At 64.3% G+C, this 20,916-nt stretch carries 14 protein-coding genes; 13 read left to right on the top strand and 1 reads right to left on the bottom strand.

Features of this window, described 5'->3' with window-relative positions:
• Window positions 1-2: 2 nt before the first annotated feature.
• The 13 genes from uvrA (at window position 3) to NX775_RS05990 (ending at window position 20,048) form a co-directional block, all read left to right on the top strand.
• Window positions 3-2,546 carry an excinuclease ABC subunit UvrA gene (gene uvrA / locus NX775_RS06050; protein ID WP_258835179.1) on the top strand — a complete coding sequence of 848 codons (2,544 nt, stop codon included), beginning with the start codon at window positions 3-5 and terminating at the stop codon, window positions 2,544-2,546.
• 154 nt (window positions 2,547-2,700) lie between these two features.
• Window positions 2,701-6,213 (top strand): response regulator, encoded by a 3,513-nt coding sequence (locus NX775_RS06045; RefSeq protein ID WP_258835178.1) that lies wholly within the window; start codon window positions 2,701-2,703, stop codon window positions 6,211-6,213.
• 35 nt (window positions 6,214-6,248) lie between these two features.
• Complete coding sequence (locus NX775_RS06040; protein WP_258835977.1) at window positions 6,249-7,040, top strand: CheR family methyltransferase; 792 nt, start codon at window positions 6,249-6,251, stop codon at window positions 7,038-7,040.
• Window positions 7,037-7,642: a chemotaxis protein CheB gene (locus tag NX775_RS06035; protein WP_258835177.1), complete on the top strand. Its 606-nt coding sequence runs from the start codon at window positions 7,037-7,039 to the stop codon at window positions 7,640-7,642. Before NX775_RS06040 ends, NX775_RS06035 begins: the two co-directional genes overlap by 4 nt.
• Window positions 7,639-8,841: a hybrid sensor histidine kinase/response regulator gene (locus NX775_RS06030; protein ID WP_258835176.1), complete on the top strand. Its 1,203-nt coding sequence runs from the start codon at window positions 7,639-7,641 to the stop codon at window positions 8,839-8,841. The genes NX775_RS06035 and NX775_RS06030 overlap by 4 nt, the downstream gene beginning before the upstream one ends.
• A 147-nt stretch (window positions 8,842-8,988) precedes the next feature.
• Window positions 8,989-9,552, top strand: coding sequence for an alkyl hydroperoxide reductase subunit C (gene ahpC / locus NX775_RS06025; RefSeq protein ID WP_258835175.1), 564 nt, complete (start codon window positions 8,989-8,991; stop codon window positions 9,550-9,552).
• Between the two features lie 100 nt (window positions 9,553-9,652).
• Entirely contained in the window at window positions 9,653-11,227 is a 1,575-nt protein-coding gene (ahpF, locus tag NX775_RS06020; RefSeq protein WP_258835174.1) for an alkyl hydroperoxide reductase subunit F, read from the top strand.
• A 463-nt stretch (window positions 11,228-11,690) separates the two neighbouring features.
• A complete protein-coding gene (locus tag NX775_RS06015) occupies window positions 11,691-13,397 on the top strand; it encodes a RecQ family ATP-dependent DNA helicase (protein WP_258835173.1) in 1,707 nt (568 codons plus the stop codon).
• Between the two features lie 8 nt (window positions 13,398-13,405).
• Window positions 13,406-14,482, top strand: a complete 1,077-nt coding sequence (locus tag NX775_RS06010) for a ligase-associated DNA damage response exonuclease (RefSeq protein ID WP_258835172.1) — start codon at window positions 13,406-13,408, stop codon at window positions 14,480-14,482.
• Entirely contained in the window at window positions 14,475-16,109 is a 1,635-nt protein-coding gene (locus NX775_RS06005; RefSeq protein WP_258835171.1) for an ATP-dependent DNA ligase, read from the top strand. Before NX775_RS06010 ends, NX775_RS06005 begins: the two co-directional genes overlap by 8 nt.
• Window positions 16,106-18,565: a ligase-associated DNA damage response DEXH box helicase gene (locus NX775_RS06000; RefSeq protein ID WP_258835170.1), complete on the top strand. Its 2,460-nt coding sequence runs from the start codon at window positions 16,106-16,108 to the stop codon at window positions 18,563-18,565. The genes NX775_RS06005 and NX775_RS06000 overlap by 4 nt, the downstream gene beginning before the upstream one ends.
• Window positions 18,562-19,212 carry a ligase-associated DNA damage response endonuclease PdeM gene (gene pdeM / locus NX775_RS05995; protein WP_258835169.1) on the top strand — a complete coding sequence of 217 codons (651 nt, stop codon included), beginning with the start codon at window positions 18,562-18,564 and terminating at the stop codon, window positions 19,210-19,212. Before NX775_RS06000 ends, pdeM begins: the two co-directional genes overlap by 4 nt.
• Window positions 19,213-19,295: 83 nt before the next feature.
• Window positions 19,296-20,048, top strand: coding sequence for a hypothetical protein (locus NX775_RS05990; RefSeq protein ID WP_258835168.1), 753 nt, complete (start codon window positions 19,296-19,298; stop codon window positions 20,046-20,048).
• Window positions 20,049-20,117: 69 nt separating this feature from the next.
• Here the strand turns inward: NX775_RS05990 and NX775_RS05985 are convergent, their stop codons facing one another.
• Window positions 20,118-20,912 (bottom strand): Crp/Fnr family transcriptional regulator, encoded by a 795-nt coding sequence (locus tag NX775_RS05985; protein WP_258835976.1) that lies wholly within the window; start codon window positions 20,910-20,912, stop codon window positions 20,118-20,120.
• Between the last annotated feature and the right edge of the window lie 4 nt (window positions 20,913-20,916).

The raw sequence follows: 20,916 nt of genomic DNA, 5'->3' as shown, positions 1-20,916 counted from the left end.
AGATGCCCAGCAAGAAAACCACCCCCCAGAACGCTGCCGAAGACGGCTTCGTCCATGTCCGCGGCGCCCGCGAACACAATCTGAAAAACGTCAGCCTCGACATCCCGCGCGGACAACTCGTCGTATTTACTGGCGTGTCGGGCTCAGGTAAATCGTCGCTTGCTTTTGGCACGCTGTACGCCGAGGCGCAGCGCCGCTACCTCGAATCGGTCTCGCCCTATGCACGGCGCCTGTTCCACCAGATGCCGGTGCCCGAGGTCGATACGATCGAAGGCTTGCCGCCAGCCGTCGCCCTGCAGCAGCAGCGCGGTACGCCCACGGCCCGCTCGTCGGTCGGCAGCGTCAGCACGTTGTCCAATTCGCTGCGCATGCTGTATTCGCGCGCCGGCGATTATCCGGCCGGGCAAGAGCTGCTGTACGCCGAATCCTTTTCGCCGAATACGCCGCAGGGCGCGTGCCCGCGCTGTTCGGGCATGGGGCGCGTGTTCGAGGTGACCGAGCAATCCATGGTCCCGGACGATAGCCTGACCATTCGCGAACGGGCGATTGCCGCCTGGCCGCCGGCCTGGCACGGCCAGAACCTGCGCGACATTCTGGTGACGCTGGGTTACGACGTCGACACCCCGTGGCGCGACCTGCCGAAGAAAGACCGCGACTGGATTCTGTATACCGAAGAAAGCCCGAGCGTGCCTGTGTACGGCGGCCTCACGCCTGCAGAAACCCGCGCCGCGCTCAAGCGCAAGGACACGCCCAGCTACCAGGGCACGTTCACCGGCGTGCGCCGCTACGTGATGCAGACCTTTGCCAATACCGAAAGCGCGTCGATGAAAAAGCGCGTGGCGCGCTATATGGTCAGCACCGCGTGTCCGGAGTGCGAAGGCAAGCGCCTGCGGCGCGAGTCGCTGTCGGTGACGTTTGCCGGCATGGACATCGCCGAACTCTCGCGCCTGCCACTGGCGCGCCTGGCCGAACTGCTGGCGCCGTACACCCGCGCGACGAGCAAGGTCGAGAAAGGCTTGCACGCCGAGCAGCTGATCGTGCGCCGACGCATTGCCGACGACCTGTCGGCGCGCATCGAGGTGCTGCTGGCGCTGGGTCTCGGCTACCTGGCGCTCGACCGCAGCACGCCGAGCCTGTCGCCGGGCGAACTGCAGCGCCTGCGCCTGGCCACGCAAGTACGTTCCAGCCTGTTCGGCGTCGTCTACGTGCTCGATGAACCGTCGGCCGGCCTGCATCCGGCCGATGCCGAAGCGCTGCTCGACGCGCTGGCGCAATTGAAAGCCGCCGGCAATTCGCTGTTCGTCGTTGAGCATGCGCTGGACGTGATTCGCCAGGCGGACTGGATCGTCGACGTCGGACCATTGGCCGGCGAGCGTGGTGGTCAGGTGCTGTACAGCGGCGTGCCGGAAGGCTTGCGCGACGTGGAAGCATCGCAAACGCGGCGCTACCTGTTTGGCGAAGCAGCCTTGGGCCCGCGCACGCCGCGCGAACCGACCGGCTGGCTCAAGCTCGAGGGAGTACGCCGCAACAATCTGCAGGATCTCGCCGTCGCGTTCCCGCTCGGCGTGCTGACGAGCGTCACGGGCGTGTCTGGCTCCGGTAAATCGAGCCTCGTCAGCCAGGTGCTGGTCGAACTGGTCAGCGCAGCCCTGGGGCAGGGCAGTGCGGTGGCCGAAGAGCAGTCCGATGAACCGGACCTGGAACGCGACGAAGCCTTGCCGCTGGAAGGGCGCATCGTGGCTGGCATGGAGGGCGTGCGGCGCCTGGTGCGGGTCGACCAGAAGCCGATCGGGCGCACGCCGCGCTCGAACCTGGCCACCTATACTGGCCTGTTCGACCAGGTGCGCAAACTGTTTGCGGCCACGCCGGATGCGAAAAAGCGCCGTTTCGACGCCGGCCGCTTCTCGTTCAACGTCGCCAAGGGCCGCTGCGAGCACTGCGCTGGCGAAGGCTTCGTGATGGTCGAGCTGCTGTTCCTGCCAAGCGTGTACGCGCCATGCCCGACCTGCGACGGCGCGCGCTACAACGCGCAGACGCTCGAAGTGACCTACCGCGGCAAGAACATCGCCGAGGTCCTGGGCATGACGGTGGGCGAGGCGATCACCTTCTTCAAGGATGAAGCGCTGGTCGAGCGCTCTCTGGAAGTGCTGAACGAAGTGGGATTGGATTACCTGCGCCTGGGCCAGCCGGCCACCGAGCTGTCGGGCGGCGAGGCGCAGCGCATCAAGCTGGCGTCCGAGTTGCAGCGCGCCACGCGCGGCAATGCGCTGTATGTGCTGGACGAGCCGACCACCGGCCTGCATCCGGTCGATGCCGACCGCCTGATGGTGCAGCTGAACCGGCTCGTCGATGCCGGCAACACGGTAATCGTGGTCGAACACACGATGCGCGTGGTCGCCGGCAGCGACTGGGTGATCGATGTCGGCCCCGGTGCGGGCGATCTTGGCGGCAACATCGTGGTCGCCGGACCGCCGCAGGATGTCGCGCGCAACAAGAAAAGCCGCACCGCGCAGTACCTGAAGCCGCATCTGGGCGAGGCCAGGTAGCACGCGTAGCGGTGCGCCCGGCGCGTATGCATTTTGCTAAGATTGCGGGTGTTACGCACGGTCGCGCTTTGGCACGGCCGTGCGCATTTCGTGTGGGCGCGATTTGACATTTGCGTTACACTTGGGATATTTTTTTTCTAACAGAACAACAGGCATGCCCGGTCCAACCATCGACAACAGTGCGTTTCGCCGCATCCTTTCCCGCAATGTCGCGCTGCCCTTAGGCATGAGCATTGTCAGTGCGGTCGTGTTCGTTGGCATCATCGCCTACCTGATCAATAATCTGACCTGGGTCGAGCATTCCCAGAAGGTGATCGGCAATGCGCACGAGATCCGCAAGCTGTCGGCGGAAATGGAAGCCGGCATGCGCGGCTACCTGCTGGCGGGCGACGAAGAGTTCCTGACGCCCTACCTGTTGTCGGCGCAGCGGATGGGCAGCAGCCTCGATACGCTGGGTGAACTGGTCAAGGACAATGGCGCGCAGGCCGAGCGCATCACGCGCATTGCGCAGGTCCAGAAGCAATGGGAAGCGTTTGCCGACGAGATGATCGCGCGGCGCCGGGCCAATGACCTGAACTACATCGATGCAGTCAGAAGCGGCCGCGGCCGCTTGCTCACCGACGAGATGCGCCGCAACTTCGACCTGGTGCTGGCGGCGGAGGCCCGGCTGCTGCAGGAGCGCAGCGACAACGCGCGCAGCACGACCTTCTGGTCGGTGGCGCTGTTCCTGCTGCTCTCGGCGCTGGTGGGCGGCGGTCTGGCCATCTTTGGCCGGCGCCAGTTGATGACCCTGTCCAATACCTATAACGAAGTGCTGGGCCACGAAGCCGAGCACAATGAGAAACTGCGCCACCAGGAGTGGCTGCGCACCGGTCAGAACGAACTGACCGTGCGCAGCGCCGGCATCCACCACCTCGAGCCGCTGGCCGATGCGGTGCTGCCGTACGTCGTCAAGTATCTCGACGGCGTCGTGGGCGCCATGTACGTGCGCAGCGAAGACGGCGTCCTGCGCCGCATTGGCGCGTATGGCTTCAACCACACCCCGTCCGAACGCGCCGAATTCATCCAGCCCGGCGCGTCGCTGGCCAGCCAGGCGGCGCAGGAAAACCGCCTGATGGTGCTGGACGAACTGCCGCCCGGTTACATGAAGGTCGGCTCGAGCCTGGGCGAGACCCAGCCGCGCGCGCTGATCATCGCGCCGTTCTACAACCACGGCAAGGTCAAGGGCGTGTTCGAAATCGCCTTCCTGCGCCCGGTGGAGCTACGCGACCGCGAATTCCTCGGCTTCATCGCGCAGGCGGTGGGGGCGGCGATGGCCGCCGTACTGTACCGTCAGCGCCTGCAGGATTCGCTCGAAGAAAGCCAGACCCTCAACGAAGAACTGCAAGTCCAGCAGGAAGAGCTGCGCACCGCCAACGAAGAGCTCGAAGAGCAGTCGCGCGCCCTCGAAGAATCGCAGTCAGCGCTCGAAAATCAGCAGGCCGAGCTACGCACCACCAACGACCAGCTGGCCGAACAGGCCTTGAGCCTGGACATGAAGAATTCGGCGCTGCAGTCGGCGCAGGAGCAGTTGCAGCAGCGCGCCGTAGAACTGGAAAGCGCCAGCCGCTACAAGTCCGAGTTCCTGGCCAATATGTCGCACGAACTGCGCACGCCACTGAACAGCTCGCTGATTCTGGCCAAGCTGCTGTCCGACAATACGCCGGGCAACCTGAGCGACGAGCAGGTGCGCTTCGCACAAACCATCTATTCGGCCGGCAATGACCTGCTGCACCTGATCAACGACATTCTCGATATCTCGAAGGTCGAAGCGGGCAAGCTCGAACTGGTGCCCGAAGACGTGCCCGTGCGGCGCGTCGTCGAAGGCCTGGCGCGCACGTTCGAGCCGCTCGCGCGCCAGAAGTCGCTCGAGTTCCGCATCGACGTGGCGCCCGACGTGCCGGCAGCGATCAACACCGACCGCCAGCGCATGGAGCAGATCCTCAAGAACCTGCTCTCCAACGCCGTCAAGTTCACCGATGCCGGCGCCGTCACGTTGTCGGTGCTTACCACCACCGATGGCGCCGTCGCGTTCCGCGTGCAGGACAGCGGCATCGGCATCGCGCCCGACCAGCAGGACAAGATTTTCGACGCCTTCCACCAGGCCGATGGCACCACCAGCCGACGCTTCGGCGGCACGGGCCTGGGCCTGTCGATTTCGCGCGACCTCACGCGCCTGCTCGGCGGCGGCATTTCCGTCTCGAGCGCGCCGAACGAGGGCAGTGTGTTTACGCTGACGCTGCCGCGTGGCTTGCCGGATTCACCGATCCCTTCGGCCTCGTCGATGTCGGCGCCTGTGGTGACCAGCACGCAGCCGCACTACGCGCCGGCCCCGGTCGTCCGCGCGGCCGCGCCTGCCCCGGTGCCTGCACCGGCGCCCGCGCCGGTCGTGACCGACCACTACGAAAGCTTCCCGGATGACCGCGAGCGTCCGGCCGATGGCCGCCGAAGCGTGCTGGTGGTCGAGGACGAGATGGCGTTCGCGCGCATCCTGTACGACCTGGCGCGCGAGCTCGATTACCGCTGCCTGGTGGCGATGAGCGCTGAAGAAGGCCTGGCGCTGGCCATCAGCCAGCGGCCCGACGCCGTGCTGCTCGACGTGCGCCTGCCCGACCGATCGGGCCTGACCGTGCTGCAGCAACTGAAGGACAACCCGGCCACGCGCCACATCCCGGTGCACATCATTTCCAGCATCGAGAACGGCGGCGAGGCGCTGCACCTGGGCGCGATCGGTTATGCGCTCAAGCCTGCAAGCCGCGAAGAACTCGAAGAAGTGTTCCGCAAGCTGCAAGAGAAGTCGGCGCAGAAGATCAAGCGCGTGCTACTGGTCGAGGACGACGAACGCCAGCGCGAAAGCGTCGTGGCGCTGATCGCCGACGACGACGTGCAGATCTCGGCGGTGGGCACGGCCAACGAAGCGCTCAATCTGCTGCGCGCCGAGATCTTTGACTGCATGGTCATCGACCTGAAGCTGCCCGACATGCAGGGTGGCGAGCTGCTCGAGCGCATGTCGCATGAAGAGCTGTGCTCGTTCCCGCCCGTGATTGTCTACACGGGTCGCAACCTGACCCGCGACGAAGAAGCGCAGCTGCTGCGCTACTCGCGCTCGATCATCATCAAGGGCGCCCGTTCGCCCGAGCGCCTGCTCGACGAAGTCACGCTGTTCCTGCACAAGGTCGAATCAGAACTGTCGACCGAGCGCCAGAGCATGCTCAAGGCCGTGCGCGGGCGCGATCGCGTGTTTGAAGGCCGCACGATCCTGCTGGTGGACGACGACGTGCGTAATGTGTTCGCACTGACCGCGGCGCTCGAGCAGCGCGGCGCGAAGGTCGAAGTGGGCCGCAATGGCTTTGAAGCGATCGCAAAACTCGATGAAGTGCCGGGCATCGACCTGGTGCTGATGGACATCATGATGCCCGGGATGGACGGCATGGAAGCGACGCGCCGCATTCGCGCCGACGGCCGCTTCGACCGCCTCCCGATCATCGCCATCACGGCCAAGGCGATGAAGGACGACCAGGAACAATGCCTGGCCGCCGGCGCCAACGATTACCTGGCCAAGCCGATTGACCTGTCCCGCCTGTATTCCCTGTTGCGGGTCTGGATGCCGACCCTGGAGCGCATTTGAGCCATACGCCGAGCGACTTCGACATCGAGCTGCGGATGCTCGTCGAAGCCGTCTACCTGAAATACAACTATGACTTCCGCGACTACACCGGCGCCTCGCAAAAGCGCCGCGTGCTGGTGGCCATGCGCGAGATGGGGTGCAATACCGTCTCGGAGCTGCAATCGCGCGTGCTGCACGATCCGAACGGCTTTGCCCAGCTGCTGCAATACCTGACGATTCCCGTCACCGAAATGTTCCGCGACCCGGAGTACTTCAGGGCCGTGCGCGAGCAGGTGGCGCCGTTCCTCAAGACCTACCCGTCGCTCAAGATCTGGGTGGCCGGCTGCAGCACGGGCGAAGAAGTCTATTCGCTGGCGATCCTGCTGAAAGAAGAAGGGCTGCTGGAGCGCAGCATCATTTACGCGACCGACATCAATCCGAAGTCGCTCGAAACGGCCCGGCGCGGCGTGTACCCGATCGACCGCATGCGCCTGTACACCGAGAATTACCAGAAGTCCGGCGGCAAGGCCGCGTTCTCGGACTATTACACGGCGGCCTATGGGGGCGCGCTGTTCGAGCGCAGCCTGATCGAGAACGTAACCTTTGCCGATCACAGCCTGTCGACCGACACCGTGTTTTCGGAAACGCACTTCGTCAGCTGCCGTAATGTGCTGATCTACTTTAACCGCACGCTGCAGGACCGCGTGTTCGGGCTGTTCCATGAATCGCTGTGCTACCGGGGCTTTCTGGGCCTGGGCAGCAAGGAAAGCATCGACTTTTCCAGCTACGCCGGACGCTTCGAGCCGCTGGCGCGGCGGGAGCGGGTGTATCGCAAGGCCGTGCCATGAACCTGAACGAACAGGTGGCGGCGGCACTGGGCAAGCGGCACATCGAGCTGGTGTTGATTGGCGGCTCGGCCGGCGGCGTGGATGCGCTGCTGAGCTTGCTGCCGTCGCTGCAGCCAGGCTATACGCCAGCCGTGGTCTGCATCCTGCATGTGCCGGGCGACCGTGAAAGCCGGCTGGCCGAACTGTTCGATGCGCGCGTGATGCTCCCGGTGCGCGAAGCACGCGACAAGGCCCCGATCGAACCGGGCGTCGTGTATTTCGCCGGCTCGGGGTACCATCTGTCGATCGAGCAGGACCGCAGTTTTTCGCTCAGCTGCGAAGCGCCTGTCCAGTACGCCCGGCCGTCGATCGATGTCCTGATGGAATCGACCGCCAGCGTGTATGGGCCGGCAATGACAGGTATACTATTGACCGGCGCCAACTTTGATGGCGCCGAAGGGATGTGCAGTATCCGCGAACACGGCGGGCTGACCATTGTCCAGGATCCTGAAGAAGCGCACGCCAGTACGATGCCGAGAGAAGCCATCCGGCGCTGCGCACCACACCTGGTGTTGCCGCTGGCCGATATTCGCGCCGCGCTGCCCCTGTTGGAGACCCCATGAGCGCCCATGAATTAAGCAAAATCCTGATCGTCGACGACTTGCCCGAGAACCTGCAGGCCCTCGAGGCGCTGCTGCGCCACGACCAGCGCGTGATTCACCAGGCCAATTCCGGCGACGCTGCGCTGGCCTTGCTGCTCGAGCACGAATTCGCGCTGGCCATCCTCGACGTGCAGATGCCGGGCATGAACGGCTTTGAACTGGCCGAAGTGATGCGCTCGACGTCGCGCACGCGCCATATCCCGATCGTCTTTGTTTCGGCGGCCGGGCGCGAGCTCGACTACGCCTTCAAGGGCTATGAAAACGGCGCGGTCGATTTTCTCTATAAACCGATCGATCCGGGCGCGGTGCGCAGCAAGGTCGCCGTGTTCGTCGCGCTCGACCAGCAACGCCGTGAAACGCGGCGCCAGATGCTGGCGCTCGAGCGCAGCCGGCAGGAACAGGAAACGCTGCTGCGCGAGCTGAACCAGACCCAGCAGGAGCTGCAGCGCTCGCTCAAGATGCGCGACGAATTCATGTCGCTCGTCGCCCATGAGCTGCGCACGCCGCTCAATACGCTGTTCCTGGAAACCCAGATGCGCAGCCTGCAGATCAAGCGTGGTAATGCGGCCGCGTTCGCGCCGCAGCAGATGGAAGCGATGGTCCAGCGCGACGAGCGCCAGATCAAGTCGATGATCCGTCTGATTGACGACATGCTGGATGTGTCGCGCATGCGCAGCGGCAAGCTGTCGATCCGCCCGACGCAGGTGCAGTTGATGAGTTTGCTGGAACGGATCGTCAGCGATCTGTCGCTGCAGGCGGCCACGACGGGCAGTTCGCTGACCTTGCAGCCGCACGATCCCGTGAGTGGCTGCTGGGACGAGTTCCGCGTCGAGCAGGTAATCGTCAACCTGCTGACCAATGCGCTGCGCTACGGCGGCGGCCAGCCGGTGCAGGTGAGTGTCGAGCAGATGGGGGAGTGCGTGCGCATCGACGTGCGCGACGGCGGCAAGGGCATCGCACCGGGCGACCTCGAGCGCATCTTCGAGCCGTACGAGCGGGGCGCCCGCAATGGCGAGCCGAAGGGCCTGGGGCTGGGCCTGTATATTTCGCGCCAGCTGGCGATCTCGCACAGCGGCGAGCTGCGGGTCACGAGCAGCCCCGGTGAAGGCTCGACATTCAGCCTGATGCTGCCGTGCACCGCCGTGCCGGTTTGTGCCTGACGGCATAGCCGTGGGCCAACCGGCATGCTGCCGTCTGCATCATAGTCAAAATCAATCAACAGTATCCAATCAATCAATTTCCCAAAAGACGAGCTGAGCGGTACACTGCTTGTCATACGTTTCATCAACCACAAAACAGGAGCTTACATGTCCCTTATCAACACCCAGATCAAGCCGTTCAAAGCCACCGCCTACGCGAATGGCAAATTCATCGACCTGACCGAAGAAAACTTCAAGGGTACCTGGTCGGTGGTGATGTTCTACCCGGCCGACTTCACCTTCGTCTGCCCAACTGAACTGGAAGATCTGGCCTCGTTCCAGCCTGAATTCGAAAAGCTGGGCGTGAACGTGTACGGCGTCTCGACCGACAGCCATTTCGCTCACAAGGCATGGCACGACACCTCGGACGCGATCAAGAAAGTGAACTACCCGCTGATCGGCGACCCGACCGGCACCCTGTCGCGCAACTTTGAAGTCATGATCGAAGAAGAAGGCATGGCACTGCGCGGTACCTTCGTCATCAATCCAGAAGGTCAGATCAAGGTCATGGAAGTGCATGACAACGGCATCGGCCGCGATGCATCGGAACTGATGCGCAAAGTCAAAGCTGCCCAGTACGTCGCTGCTCACCCAGGCGAAGTCTGCCCAGCCAAGTGGACCGAAGGCGCTGAGACCCTGACCCCATCGCTGGACCTGGTCGGCAAGATCTAAGTAACGCGGTAGTCTGGTAGCCCCCTGACCGGGCCGCTGCGGCGGCCCGGTGCTTTTACCGCCCTCCATTTATTGATTCAAAGAGTTTAAGGAAACCATCATGCTTGACGCGACCCTCAAGAAACAGTTGCAAGCCTATCTGGAAAAAGTGGTGCAGCCGATCGAGCTGGTTGCATCCTTGGATGATTCGCCGAAAGCGCGCGAAATGGACGAGCTGCTGCGTGAAATCGCAGAGCTGAGCAACAAGATCACCGTGCGCCAGGAAGCCAATGAGCGCACCCCGTCGTTCGCGATCAACCGCGTCGGCACCGATATCGGCGTGCGTTTCGCCGGCATCCCGCTGGGCCATGAATTTACCTCCCTCGTGCTGGCACTGCTGCACGTGGGCGGCCACACCATCAAGCTGGAGCAGGCGGTCATCGACCAGATCGCTGCCCTGGATGGTGACTATGTCTTTGAAACCTACATCTCGCTGTCGTGCCACAACTGCCCGGAAGTCGTGCAGGCACTGAACACGATGTCGGTGATTAACCCGCGCATCAAGGTCGTGACGATCGATGGCGGTGTCTTCAAGCAGGAAGTTGAGAGCAAGCAGATCCTTGCCGTGCCGATGATGTTCCTGAATGGCCAGCATTTCGGCCAGGGCCGCACCAGCGTCGAAGAGATCCTCTCGAAGATCGACGTGAGCGGCGGCGCGAAAAAAGCCGCGGCACTGAGCGAGAAAGAAGCGTTTGATGTGCTGATCGTTGGCGGTGGCCCTGCCGGCGCGGCTGCGGCAATCTATGCCGCCCGTAAAGGCATCCGTACCGGCGTGCTGGCCGACCGTTTCGGCGGCCAGGTGCTCGATACGCTGGCGATCGAGAACTACGTGTCGCTGAAGGCGACCGATGGCCCGAAATTCGCCGTCGCGCTGGAAGAGCACGTCAAGGATTACGACGTCGACATCATGAACACGCAGCGCGCCAGCAAAGTGGTGGGCGGCAGCCTGATCGAAGTGCACACCGAGAGCGGTGCGGTGTTGAAATCGAAGTCGGTGATCATTGCGACGGGCGCCCGCTGGCGCGAGATCAATGTGCCGGGCGAAAAAGAGTACAAGAACCACGGCGTGGCGTACTGCCCGCACTGCGACGGTCCGCTGTTCAAGGGCAAGCGCGTGTCGGTGATCGGTGGCGGTAACTCGGGCGTGGAAGCGGCGATCGACCTGGCTGGTCTGGTCAAGGAAGTCACGCTGATCGAATTCGGTAATGAATTGCGCGCTGATGCGGTCCTGCAGCGCAAGCTGACCTCGCTGCCGAACGTGAAAGTGATCAAGTCGGCGCAGACCACCGAGATCCACGGTGACGGCAAGATCGTCAATGGCCTGAGCTACAAGGATCGCAACACCGGCGCGATCCACCGCATCGATCTGGAAGGCGTGTTCGTGCAGATCGGCCTGATCCCGAACTCGGAATTCCTGAAGGGTTCGATCGATCTGTCGGCGCACGGCGAAATCGAAGTCGATGCCCGTGGCCACACCTCGATGCCAGGCGTGTTTGCCGCTGGCGACGTGACTACGGTGCCGTTCAAGCAGATCGTGATTGCAGTGGGTGAGGGTGCGAAAGCATCGCTGGCAGCGTTTGATTACCTGATCCGCCAGCCGGTGGAACTGGAAGAGGACGAACAGAAAGCTGCATGATGTGAGGGCGGGCCGAGAGGCCTGCCCTGCAAAAAAGTTGGAGCGAGCCGAAAGGCTTGCTCGCAATGACAATGAACGCCGTCTTCCCAGTGGAAGATGGCGTTTTTTTATTTAGTGCAGCGAGAACAGTACCGTCGAGGCGATGGCGCCCGACTCCAGCAAGAACCAGGTGGCAGCGCTGGCGAGGGCCAGATGGACAGCAGTCCAGGTCATTGGGTGGCGGCGCATGGTGAATCTCCTGGGTGGTGACAGTACTGTGAATGTGGATCACATCTTAAGTCGCCAATTGCGCCCTGGGCATCGGTAAATACTCCGTCGTGCTGTAGGACTAAACCTTCTTGAGAATTTGTGTCGCACAATTGAGATCTAATCGACAATATTTTCAGAAGGTGGCGCTCCTACGCCCAAAGTAGGTGGCGTCCTATAGTCGAGGCGGGGCGGTCAACCTACAGTCGATATCACCATGACACGACACGACCCCACCCTCATGCACCGCGGCCTCATGGCCGTGCGTCGCCACTCCATCCAGCGCCTTCTCGACGGTGTCTTCGGCATCGCCAAGCTGCGCGACGGCCAGCAACGCGTGATCGACAGCGTCCTTGATGGCAAGGACACGCTGGCGATCATGCCCACGGGTGGCGGCAAATCGCTGTGCTACCAGATACCGGCCAAGATGCTGGAAGGGATCACGGTCGTCGTCTCGCCGCTGATCTCGCTGATGAAGGACCAGCTCGAGAAGCTCGAAGAAATCGGCGTGCGCGCAGTGCAGGTCAACAGCTGCCTGAACGCCGAAGAAGAACATGCGGCAATCGCGGCCATCGAGCAGGAAACCTGCGAGATCGTGTTCTGCACGCCAGAGCGCATGGTCTCGCCCGAGTTCATCGCGACGCTGCAGAAGGTCAAGCTCGACATCGTCGTCATCGACGAGGCGCACTGCATCTCGCAGTGGGGCCACGATTTCCGCCCGGCCTATATCGGTCTGGGCGCTGCCATCGAAGCGATCGGCCGCCCGCCAGTGCTGGCACTGACGGCCACTGCCACTGACGAAGTGGTCGCCGACATCAACAAGCAGCTGGGCCGCAAGCTCAATGTCATCAACACCGGCGTGTACCGCCCGAACCTGCACTATGCGGTCCAGCAGGTCACGAGCGTGGCCGAGAAATACCAGGCTGCGCTGCGCCTGGTGCAGGCGTCCGAAGGCGTCGGCATCGTCTACGCGGCCACCGTCAAGGCGGCAGAGGACATGCTGGCCGTGCTCGAAGAAGCGGGCGAGTCGGTCACGATTTACCACGGCAAACTGCCTGCCGCCGAGCGCAAGCAGAATCAGGACCTGTTCATGGACGGCGAGCGTCGCGTGATGGTCGCGACCAACGCGTTCGGCATGGGCATCGACAAGTGCGACACGCGCTTCGTGATCCACCTGCAGATTCCGCCCAATCTCGAATCGTATTACCAGGAGTCCGGCCGCGCCGGGCGTGACGGGCTGGACGCCACCTGCACGCTGCTGTACCTGCGGGACGACAAGCGCCTGCAGCAGTTCTTCCTGATGAAGCACTACCCGTGCGCGCAGGAGCTGCAACTCGTGCATTGCACCGTGCGTGGACTGGGCGATACCGGTCCCGTCACTTCGGCGCGCCTGGACGAAGCGCTGGCCGACCTGGCTGACTCGAGCATCAAGGTCTGCATCAAGCTGCTCAAGGATGCCAAGCTGATTCGCCAGAACCGCAAGCTCGAATACACTGCCGCCAGCGCCGAACCGAAGCATGGCATCTTCGACAAGCTCGCTGCCGTCTACGTCCAGAAGCAGGAACACGACAAGCACGCGCTCGAACAGATGGTCAGCTACGCCGTCAGCGGTTTCTGCCGCTGGAAGCTGATCCTCGACTATTTCGACGACAAAGTGGCCGGCTTCCAGAACTGCTGCAAGTGCGACAACTGCCTCAATCCCCCTGCGCTGTCGCTGACCGAAGGCATTGAAATTCGTGACGATGAGTTCGACCACGAGCCAGTGGCCGAGGTACCGGCGCCGAAGTTTGCCGTCGGCGCGCGTGCCTGCTCGGCCAAGTATGGCGAAGGTGTCGTGACTGCCGTCGCCGGCGACCAGATCACGCTCGATTTTGCCGATGGAGAAAGCCGGACCTTCATGGTCGACTTCCTCACCCTGGCGTAAGGATGGAAATGGGAGACATGGTCGTTGTCCGCAAGGAGGGCCTGTACTGCGTACCGGGTGATTTCTATATCGATCCATGGCGCCCGGTGCCGCGCGCCGTGATCACGCACGCGCACGGCGACCATGCGCGCGTCGGTCACGGCCACTACCTGGCCGCGGCGCCCGGTATCGGCGTACTCAAGTCGCGCCTGGGCGACATCACGGTCGATGCGATGGAGTATGGCCAGTCGGTCACGCACAACGGCGTGAAGATTTCGCTGCATCCGGCGGGCCACGTGCTGGGCTCGGCGCAGGTGCGCATGGAATGCGGCGGCGAAGTCTGGGTCGCATCGGGCGACTACAAGGTTGAGCCCGACAAAACCTGCGCACCGTTCGAACCGGTGCGCTGCGACACGTTCATCACCGAATCGACCTTTGGCCTGCCGATCTATCGCTGGCAGCCCGAGGCCGAGCTGATGGCAGAGATCAACGCCTGGTGGCGCAAGAATGCCGACGAGGGCCGCTGCAGCGTCGTGTTCGCGTACTCGTTCGGCAAGGCGCAGCGCATCCTGGCGGGGCTCGACGCGAGCATTGGCACGATCGTCTGCCACGGTTCGGTCGAGCCGCTTAACCGGGCGTACCGCGCTGAAGGTGTCGACATTCCACCGACCGTGCTCGTCACTGAGGTCGAGAAGGCACTGCTGCGGCGCGCGATGGTGATCGCGCCACCATCGGCCAGTGGCTCCACTTGGATGAAGCGCTTCGGCGATTACAGCGATGCCTTCGCCAGCGGCTGGATGCTGCTGCGCGGCGCGCGGCGCCGGCGCGGCGTCGATCGCGGCTTCGTGCTGTCCGATCACGCCGACTGGCCAGGGCTGATGAGCGCCATCAAGGCCACGGAGGCCGAGCGCGTGATCGTCACGCACGGCTCGATTCCCACGCTTGTGCGCTGGTTGAACCAGAACGGGCTGGAGGCGTCGGGCTTCGAGACTGAATACGGCGACGAGGAGGCAGGCGAGGCCGCATCGGATGGTGCACCAAAGGAATCGGCTGCGCCCGAAGAAACGGTGGCGCCAGAGAAGACAGCAGGAGCCGCCGATGCGTGAATTCGCCCGCCTGTACGCCGATCTCGATGAAACCACATCGACCACCCGCAAGCTCGAAGCACTGCAGGCGTATTTTTCCAATGCCGCGCCCGAGAATGCCGCGTGGGCCGTGTACTTTCTGGCCGGCGGCAAACCGCGCCAGGCGGTGCCGACCAAACTGCTGCGCCAGTACGCCATCGAGTACGCCGTGCTGGACGAGTGGCTGTTCGACGAGTCGTATGCGGCCGTAGGCGACTTCGCCGAAACCATCGCGCACATCCTGCCACCACCGACCGAACGCTCCGACGTTGGCCTGGCCGAGTGGATGGAAGAGCGCATCGGCCCGTTGCGCGGCGCCGATCCGGGCCGCATTCGCGAAGCGTTGTTCGGCTACTGGAATGAGCTCGACTGGCGCGAGCGCTTCCTGCTCGTCAAACTGATTGGCGGCGGTTTCCGCGTGGGCGTCTCGCGCTTGCTCGTCACGCGTGCGCTGGCGGCGATTGCGGCAGTGGACAGCAAACTCATTGCCCAGCGCCTGATGGGCTGGACCGATGGCCGCGTGAAACCGACGGCGGCCGGCTTCCTGCAGCTGATCGCCGAGCAGTCGGCCGAAGAACACAAGCTGCGCGGCGGCCAGCCGTACCCGTTCTTCCTGTCGCATCAACTGGCCGCCGAACCGGCGACTCTGGGCGAGCCAGCCGACTGGATTGTCGAATGGAAGTACGACGGCATCCGCGCGCAACTCGTGCGGCGCGACGGCCAGAGTTTCCTGTGGTCGCGCGGCGAAGATCTGATCACCGAGCGGTTCCCTGAACTGGCGGCAGCGCGTCTGCCGGACGGCATGGTGCTCGATGGCGAAGTGCTGATCTGGCAGCCCGATGCGGCAATGCCGTCGCCGTTCGCCGATCTGCAAAAACGCATCGGCCGCAAGACCTTGTCCGCCAAGCTGCTGGCCGAACTGCCTGCGGTGCTGTGCTGTTATGACCTGCTCGAACTGGATGGTGTCGACCTGCGCGGCTTGCCGCAGCACGAGCGGCGCGCGCTGCTGGAAGTCGAAGTGGCCAAGCTCGATGGGCGCCAGTTGCGGCTGTCGCCGGTGGTGGAGGCAGAGAGCTGGGAAGCGCTGGCCGAGCTGCGCGCCGGCTCGCGTGCGCGCAGCGTCGAGGGCATGATGCTCAAGGCGCGCACGGCGCAGTATGGCGTCGGACGCACGAAGGATGTCGGCACCTGGTGGAAGTGGAAAATCGATCCGTACGCCATCGATGCGGTGCTGCTGTATGCGCAGCCAGGCAGCGGGCGGCGCGCGTCGCTGTACACCGACTACACGTTCGCCGTGTGGGACGGAGAGGGCGAGGAGCGCAAGCTGGTGCCGTTCGCGAAAGCGTATTCGGGCCTGACCGATGCCGAGATCGGGCAGGTCGACAATGTCATCCGGCGCACGACGATCGAGAAATTCGGGCCGGTACGGTCGGTGAAGCCGACGATGGTGTTCGAGATCGGCTTCGAGGGCATCGCGCTCTCGCCGCGGCACAAGGCCGGCATCGCGGTGCGCTTTCCCCGCATCCTGCGCCGGCGCACCGACAAACCCGTCGAGGAAGCCGACACGCTCGACACGCTCAAGGGTTTGCTGGAGGCGGCCACCGCATGAGTCGCAACGAAGTCAAGGACCGGGTCGACGCGTGGTTCGCCGGGCGTGGCTGGACGGTGTTCCCGTTCCAGCGCAATGTCTGGAAAGCGGCGCTCAAGGGCGAATCGGGCCTGCTGCATGCGAATACCGGCGCCGGCAAGACCTTCGCCGTCTGGTTCGCGGCGCTGCAGCGCGCGGGGCTTGCATCGGGCCGCAACAAGGCCGGCTTGCGGGTCCTGTGGATTACGCCAATGCGGGCGCTGGCGGCGGACACCCAACGCGCGCTGGAAGACTCCGCCGCCGAGCTGATGCCCGAGTGGCGCATCGGCGCGCGCACGGGCGACACGAAAGCCAGCGAAAGGGCGCGCCAGACGCGCAGCATGCCCGCCACCCTCGTGACGACGCCCGAAAGCCTGACGCTCATGATCAGCAATGCGGCGGCGCTCGAGCAGTTCCGCAACCTCGACATGATCATCGTCGACGAGTGGCATGAACTGATGGGCAGCAAGCGCGGCGTGCAGGTGCAGTTGGCGCTGGCGCGGCTGCGGCGCTGGCGGCCCGAGCTCCTGGTCTGGGGCGTGTCGGCGACAATGGGCAACCTTGACCTGGCGCGCCAGGTGTTGCTGGGCGCGGATGCGGGCGTCTTGGTCGAGGGCGACACGCGCAAGAAGATCGTTGTCGATAGCCTGATCCCCGAGAACGTATCGCGCTTTCCGTGGGGTGGCCATCTGGGCCTGCAGATGCTGCAGCCCGTGATCGACGAGATCGAAAAACACGAGGCGACGCTCGTGTTTACCAACACCCGCTCGCAGTCCGAGATCTGGTACCAGAACATCCTCGAGGCGCGGCCCGACTGGGCCGGCGTGATCGCGCTGCACCACGGTTCGCTCGATCGCGAGGTGCGCGAGTGGGTCGAACTGGGTCTGAAAAGCGGCATCCTCAAGGCCGTCATCTGTACCGCGAGCCTGGATCTGGGTGTAGATTTTTTGCCGGTCGAGCGCGTGCTGCAGATCGGCAGCGCCAAGGGCGTGGCGCGCCTCTTGCAACGCGCGGGCCGCAGCGGCCACGCGCCGGGGCGCGTTTCGCGTGTGACGCTGGTCCCGACCAACAGCCTCGAATTGCTCGAAGCTGCGGGCGCGCGCAAGGCGGTGGCGGCGCGCCGCATCGAGGGGCGCTACGTGCCCAACAAGCCATTCGACGTGCTGGTCCAGCACATCGTGACGGTGGCGCTGGGTGGCGGCTTTCGCTCCGAAGAACTGTATGAGGAGGTGCGCCAGGCCTGGTCGTACCGGCACCTGACGCTGGAAGAATGGCAGTGGGCGCTCGACTTTGTCGCGCGCGGCGGCCAGAGCCTGACCGTGTATCCCGAATACCGCCGTGTGCTGCCGGACGAAGAGGGCGTGTACCGCGTCCCCGATGCCGCCATCGGCCGCCGGCACCGGATGAGCATTGGCACCATCATGTCCGATGCGACGATCCAGGTGAAGTACATGTCGGGCGGGCGCATTGGCAGCGTCGAAGAATCGTTCATCTCGCGCCTCAAACCGGGCGACCGCTTCCTGTTCGGCGGGCGCATCCTCGAATTCGTGCGCGTGCACGAGCTGACGGCGTTCGTGCGGCGCGCCACTGGCACGCGCGGCGCCATCGCGCGCTGGCAGGGCGCCAAGATGCCGATGTCGAACGAACTGGCGCACGCCGCGCTGGAAGAACTGCGGCTGGCCGACGCGGGCGTGTTCGACGGCCCCGAGATGCGGGCGATTGCGCCGCTGATCGAGATCCAGCAGCGCTGGTCGGCGCTGCCCACCAGCGAAACGCTGGTGCTCGAATCGATGAAGAGCCGCGAAGGGTATCACCTGTTCGTGTACCCGTTCGCGGGGCGCTCGGTACACATGGGACTGGCCTCGCTGATGGCGTTTCGCGTCGGGCGCGTGCAGCCGATCACGTTCTCGATTGCGATCAACGACTATGGCTTCGAGCTGATGTCGCCCGAGCCGGTGGACTGGGCGGGCATGTTCGCCGCGTCCACCGGGGCGGGCGTGACGCTGTTCGATACCGAGCGCCTGCTCGAAGACGTGATCGACAGCCTGAATGCCACGCAGCTGTCGCAGCAGCGCTTTCGTGAAGTGGCGCGCATCGCGGGGCTCGTGTTCCAGGGCTATCCTGGCCAGCCGAAATCGAACCGGCAGTTGCAGGCATCGTCGTCGCTGTTCTTCGAGGTGTTTCGCAAGCACGACGCCGGCAATCTGCTGCTCACGCAGGCCGAGCGCGAAGTGATGGAGCAGGAGCTGGAACTGACGCGCCTGCGCGACACGCTGCTCGAATTGCACGCGCGCCGCGTGGCCTACCGCGAGGTCAAGCGCGCCACGCCGTTCGGCTTCGCGCTGATGGTCGAGCGCTTCCGCGAAAAGGTCAGCACCGAGAAACTGAGCGACCGCGTCGCGCGCATGGTGCGCGAACTCGAGAAGGCGGCCGCATGACCCATGCAACCATTCAGGTGGCGGGCGAGACGCTGCTGCTGTTACCCGAGAAGGCCGTCTACTGGCCGGCCCAGCGCATGCTGATCGTGGCGGATATCCACTTCGGCAAGGCGGCAGCGTTTCGTTCGCTGGGCGTGCCGGTGCCGCGCGGGACCACGTCAGAAAACCTGGCCGGCCTGGACGCGCTGGTCGCGCAGCACGACGCGCGCCACGTTGCGTTTCTTGGCGACTTCCTGCATGCGCGCGCGGCCCATGCCAGTTCGACCCAGCTCGCGATGCTGGCCTGGCGCGGGCGCCATCCCGACCTGGCCTTGACGCTCGTGCGCGGCAATCACGACCTGCATGCGGGTGATCCGTCCGAGGCGCTGGGCATCGAACTGGTCGACGAGCCGCATGCGATCGGCCCGTTTGCGTTCTGCCACCATCCGGGCGTCGATGCGGCGGGCTATGGCCTGGCGGGCCACGTTCACCCGGTGTACGTGCTCGCCACGCGCTTCGATGCGCTGCGCCTGCCGTGCTTTGTCGTGGGCACGCAGGGCCTTCTCTTGCCATCGTTCGGGTCCTTCACGGGTGGTCATGCCGTCAAACCGGGGCCGGGCGACCGGATCTACGTGACCTCGGGCGACATGGTGCACGGCGTCGGCTAGCAGCTTCGTACGTCAGCGTACCGACCCGGGGCGATCGGAGGCGTAAGGTCGGCCATTGACCCGCTGATGCCAGGAGAACGCCAATGAAACTACGCCTCATGATGTGCACCATCGCCGCCGCTATGGCGCCAGCCACGGTACTGTTGACCGCCAGCGGCACTGCTCTGGCGCAGCCTGTGCCGCAAAGCCGCACCGCCACGCCAGCAATCAATGGTTTCAATGTCGAAGAAGTCGCGCGGCTCGACCAGGGTGTGCGCCTGCAGTTCGACCTGTACGGCACGCCGGGCGGCAACGCCACGCTGAACCTGGATGGTGCAAACCGTGCGCTGCATCTGACCGAAGTCGAACCTGGCCAGTACACGGGTTCGTACGTGATCGGCACGCGTGATCGCCTGAAGGCCGACAGCCGCGTGACCGCCGAGCTGCGCATGGGGAACGAGGTCGCCACGAGCGTGTTGCGTGAATCGCTCGTGCGGGGTGATGTGGCGCAGCCCGCGGACGACACGCGCCAGCTGGCCACCAAGGATTCGCGCATCGCCGCCGCCGCGCCCGGCGCGGCGCCACCACCGGCCCCGCGCACGACCGAGCGCCCGCGGGTGGCCCGTTACTGCACCAGCTGCGGCATCATCGAGAAAGTGGAAACCGTGCAGGGCGCCTTGCCTAATCCACGGCCATTGGCCAGTGACGCCACCGCGCGCCAATACTTCCGCGTGACGGTGCGCATGAATACGACCGACACCACTCAGGTGCTGGAATTTGCCAACAATCCCGGCTACCGGACCGGCGACCGGGTACGCGTCAGCGACGGCGTGCTGACGCTCGACAAGCAAGAGTAATCCAGGCCGTATGCACCAATGACAACGCCCGCCATCACTGGCGGGCGTTGGTCGTTAAGCGGACGGGTTTCAGGCCGTGGCCAGCACCTGATCGTCGCCCGATTGATCGAGCTCGGCCTTTTGCTTGGCGCTTGCCTTCGTGCGTGAACGCGATGGGGGCAGGCGGCGCAGTGTCTTGAGCGATTCGGCGTCCTTGATGCCGATGGTGCGCTGGTCGACGGTGATCATGCCGATCTCGTTGAAGGCCGACAGCGTGCGGCTGACGGTTTCCAGCGTGAGGCCGAGGTAGCTGCCGATCTCGTGGCGGGTCATGCGCAGGTTGAAGAGTTTACTCGAGTAGCCCATCGCGGCGAAGCGGTCGGCCAGCGACACGAGAAAGCGTGCCACCCGCGCCTCGGCCGACAGGGCGCCGAGCATGCCGATCATCGTTTGTTCACGCACCAGCTCGCGGCTCATGACGCCGTACATCATGTTTTCGAGTTCGTTGTGCACGCGGCCCAGCGCCGTCAGTTTCTTGAATGGCAGCAGGATCAGGTCGCAATCGGACAGGGCCACCGCCTCTGACGCATAGTGGCGCGTGTGGATGCCGTCGACACCGAGCATGTCGCCCTTCATCGGGAAGCTGAGCACCTGCTCGTTGCCGAACTCGTCGATCAGCACGGTCTTGAGAAAGCCCGAGTTGACGATGTACAGCGTGTCGAAGGCCTGCCCGATCGTGTGAACGCGCTGGCCGGTCTTGAACTGAACGTGCTGGAACAACAGTTCTTCGGAGCTTACCGAGACGCTGGCCTGGATACGCAGCAGGTCGCAGACTTCCTTGAGGTTGGACCAGAGTCGGCCCTGGCGCTGGCGACCGGCCTCCATCGGG

It is taken from the genome of Massilia aurea, from assembly GCF_024753205.1.
Taxonomy (GTDB): Bacteria; Pseudomonadota; Gammaproteobacteria; order Burkholderiales; family Burkholderiaceae_D; genus Telluria; species Telluria aurea.
The sequence above is the reverse complement of the archived record's forward strand: the minus strand, read 5'-3'. Positions and strand labels throughout refer to the sequence as shown.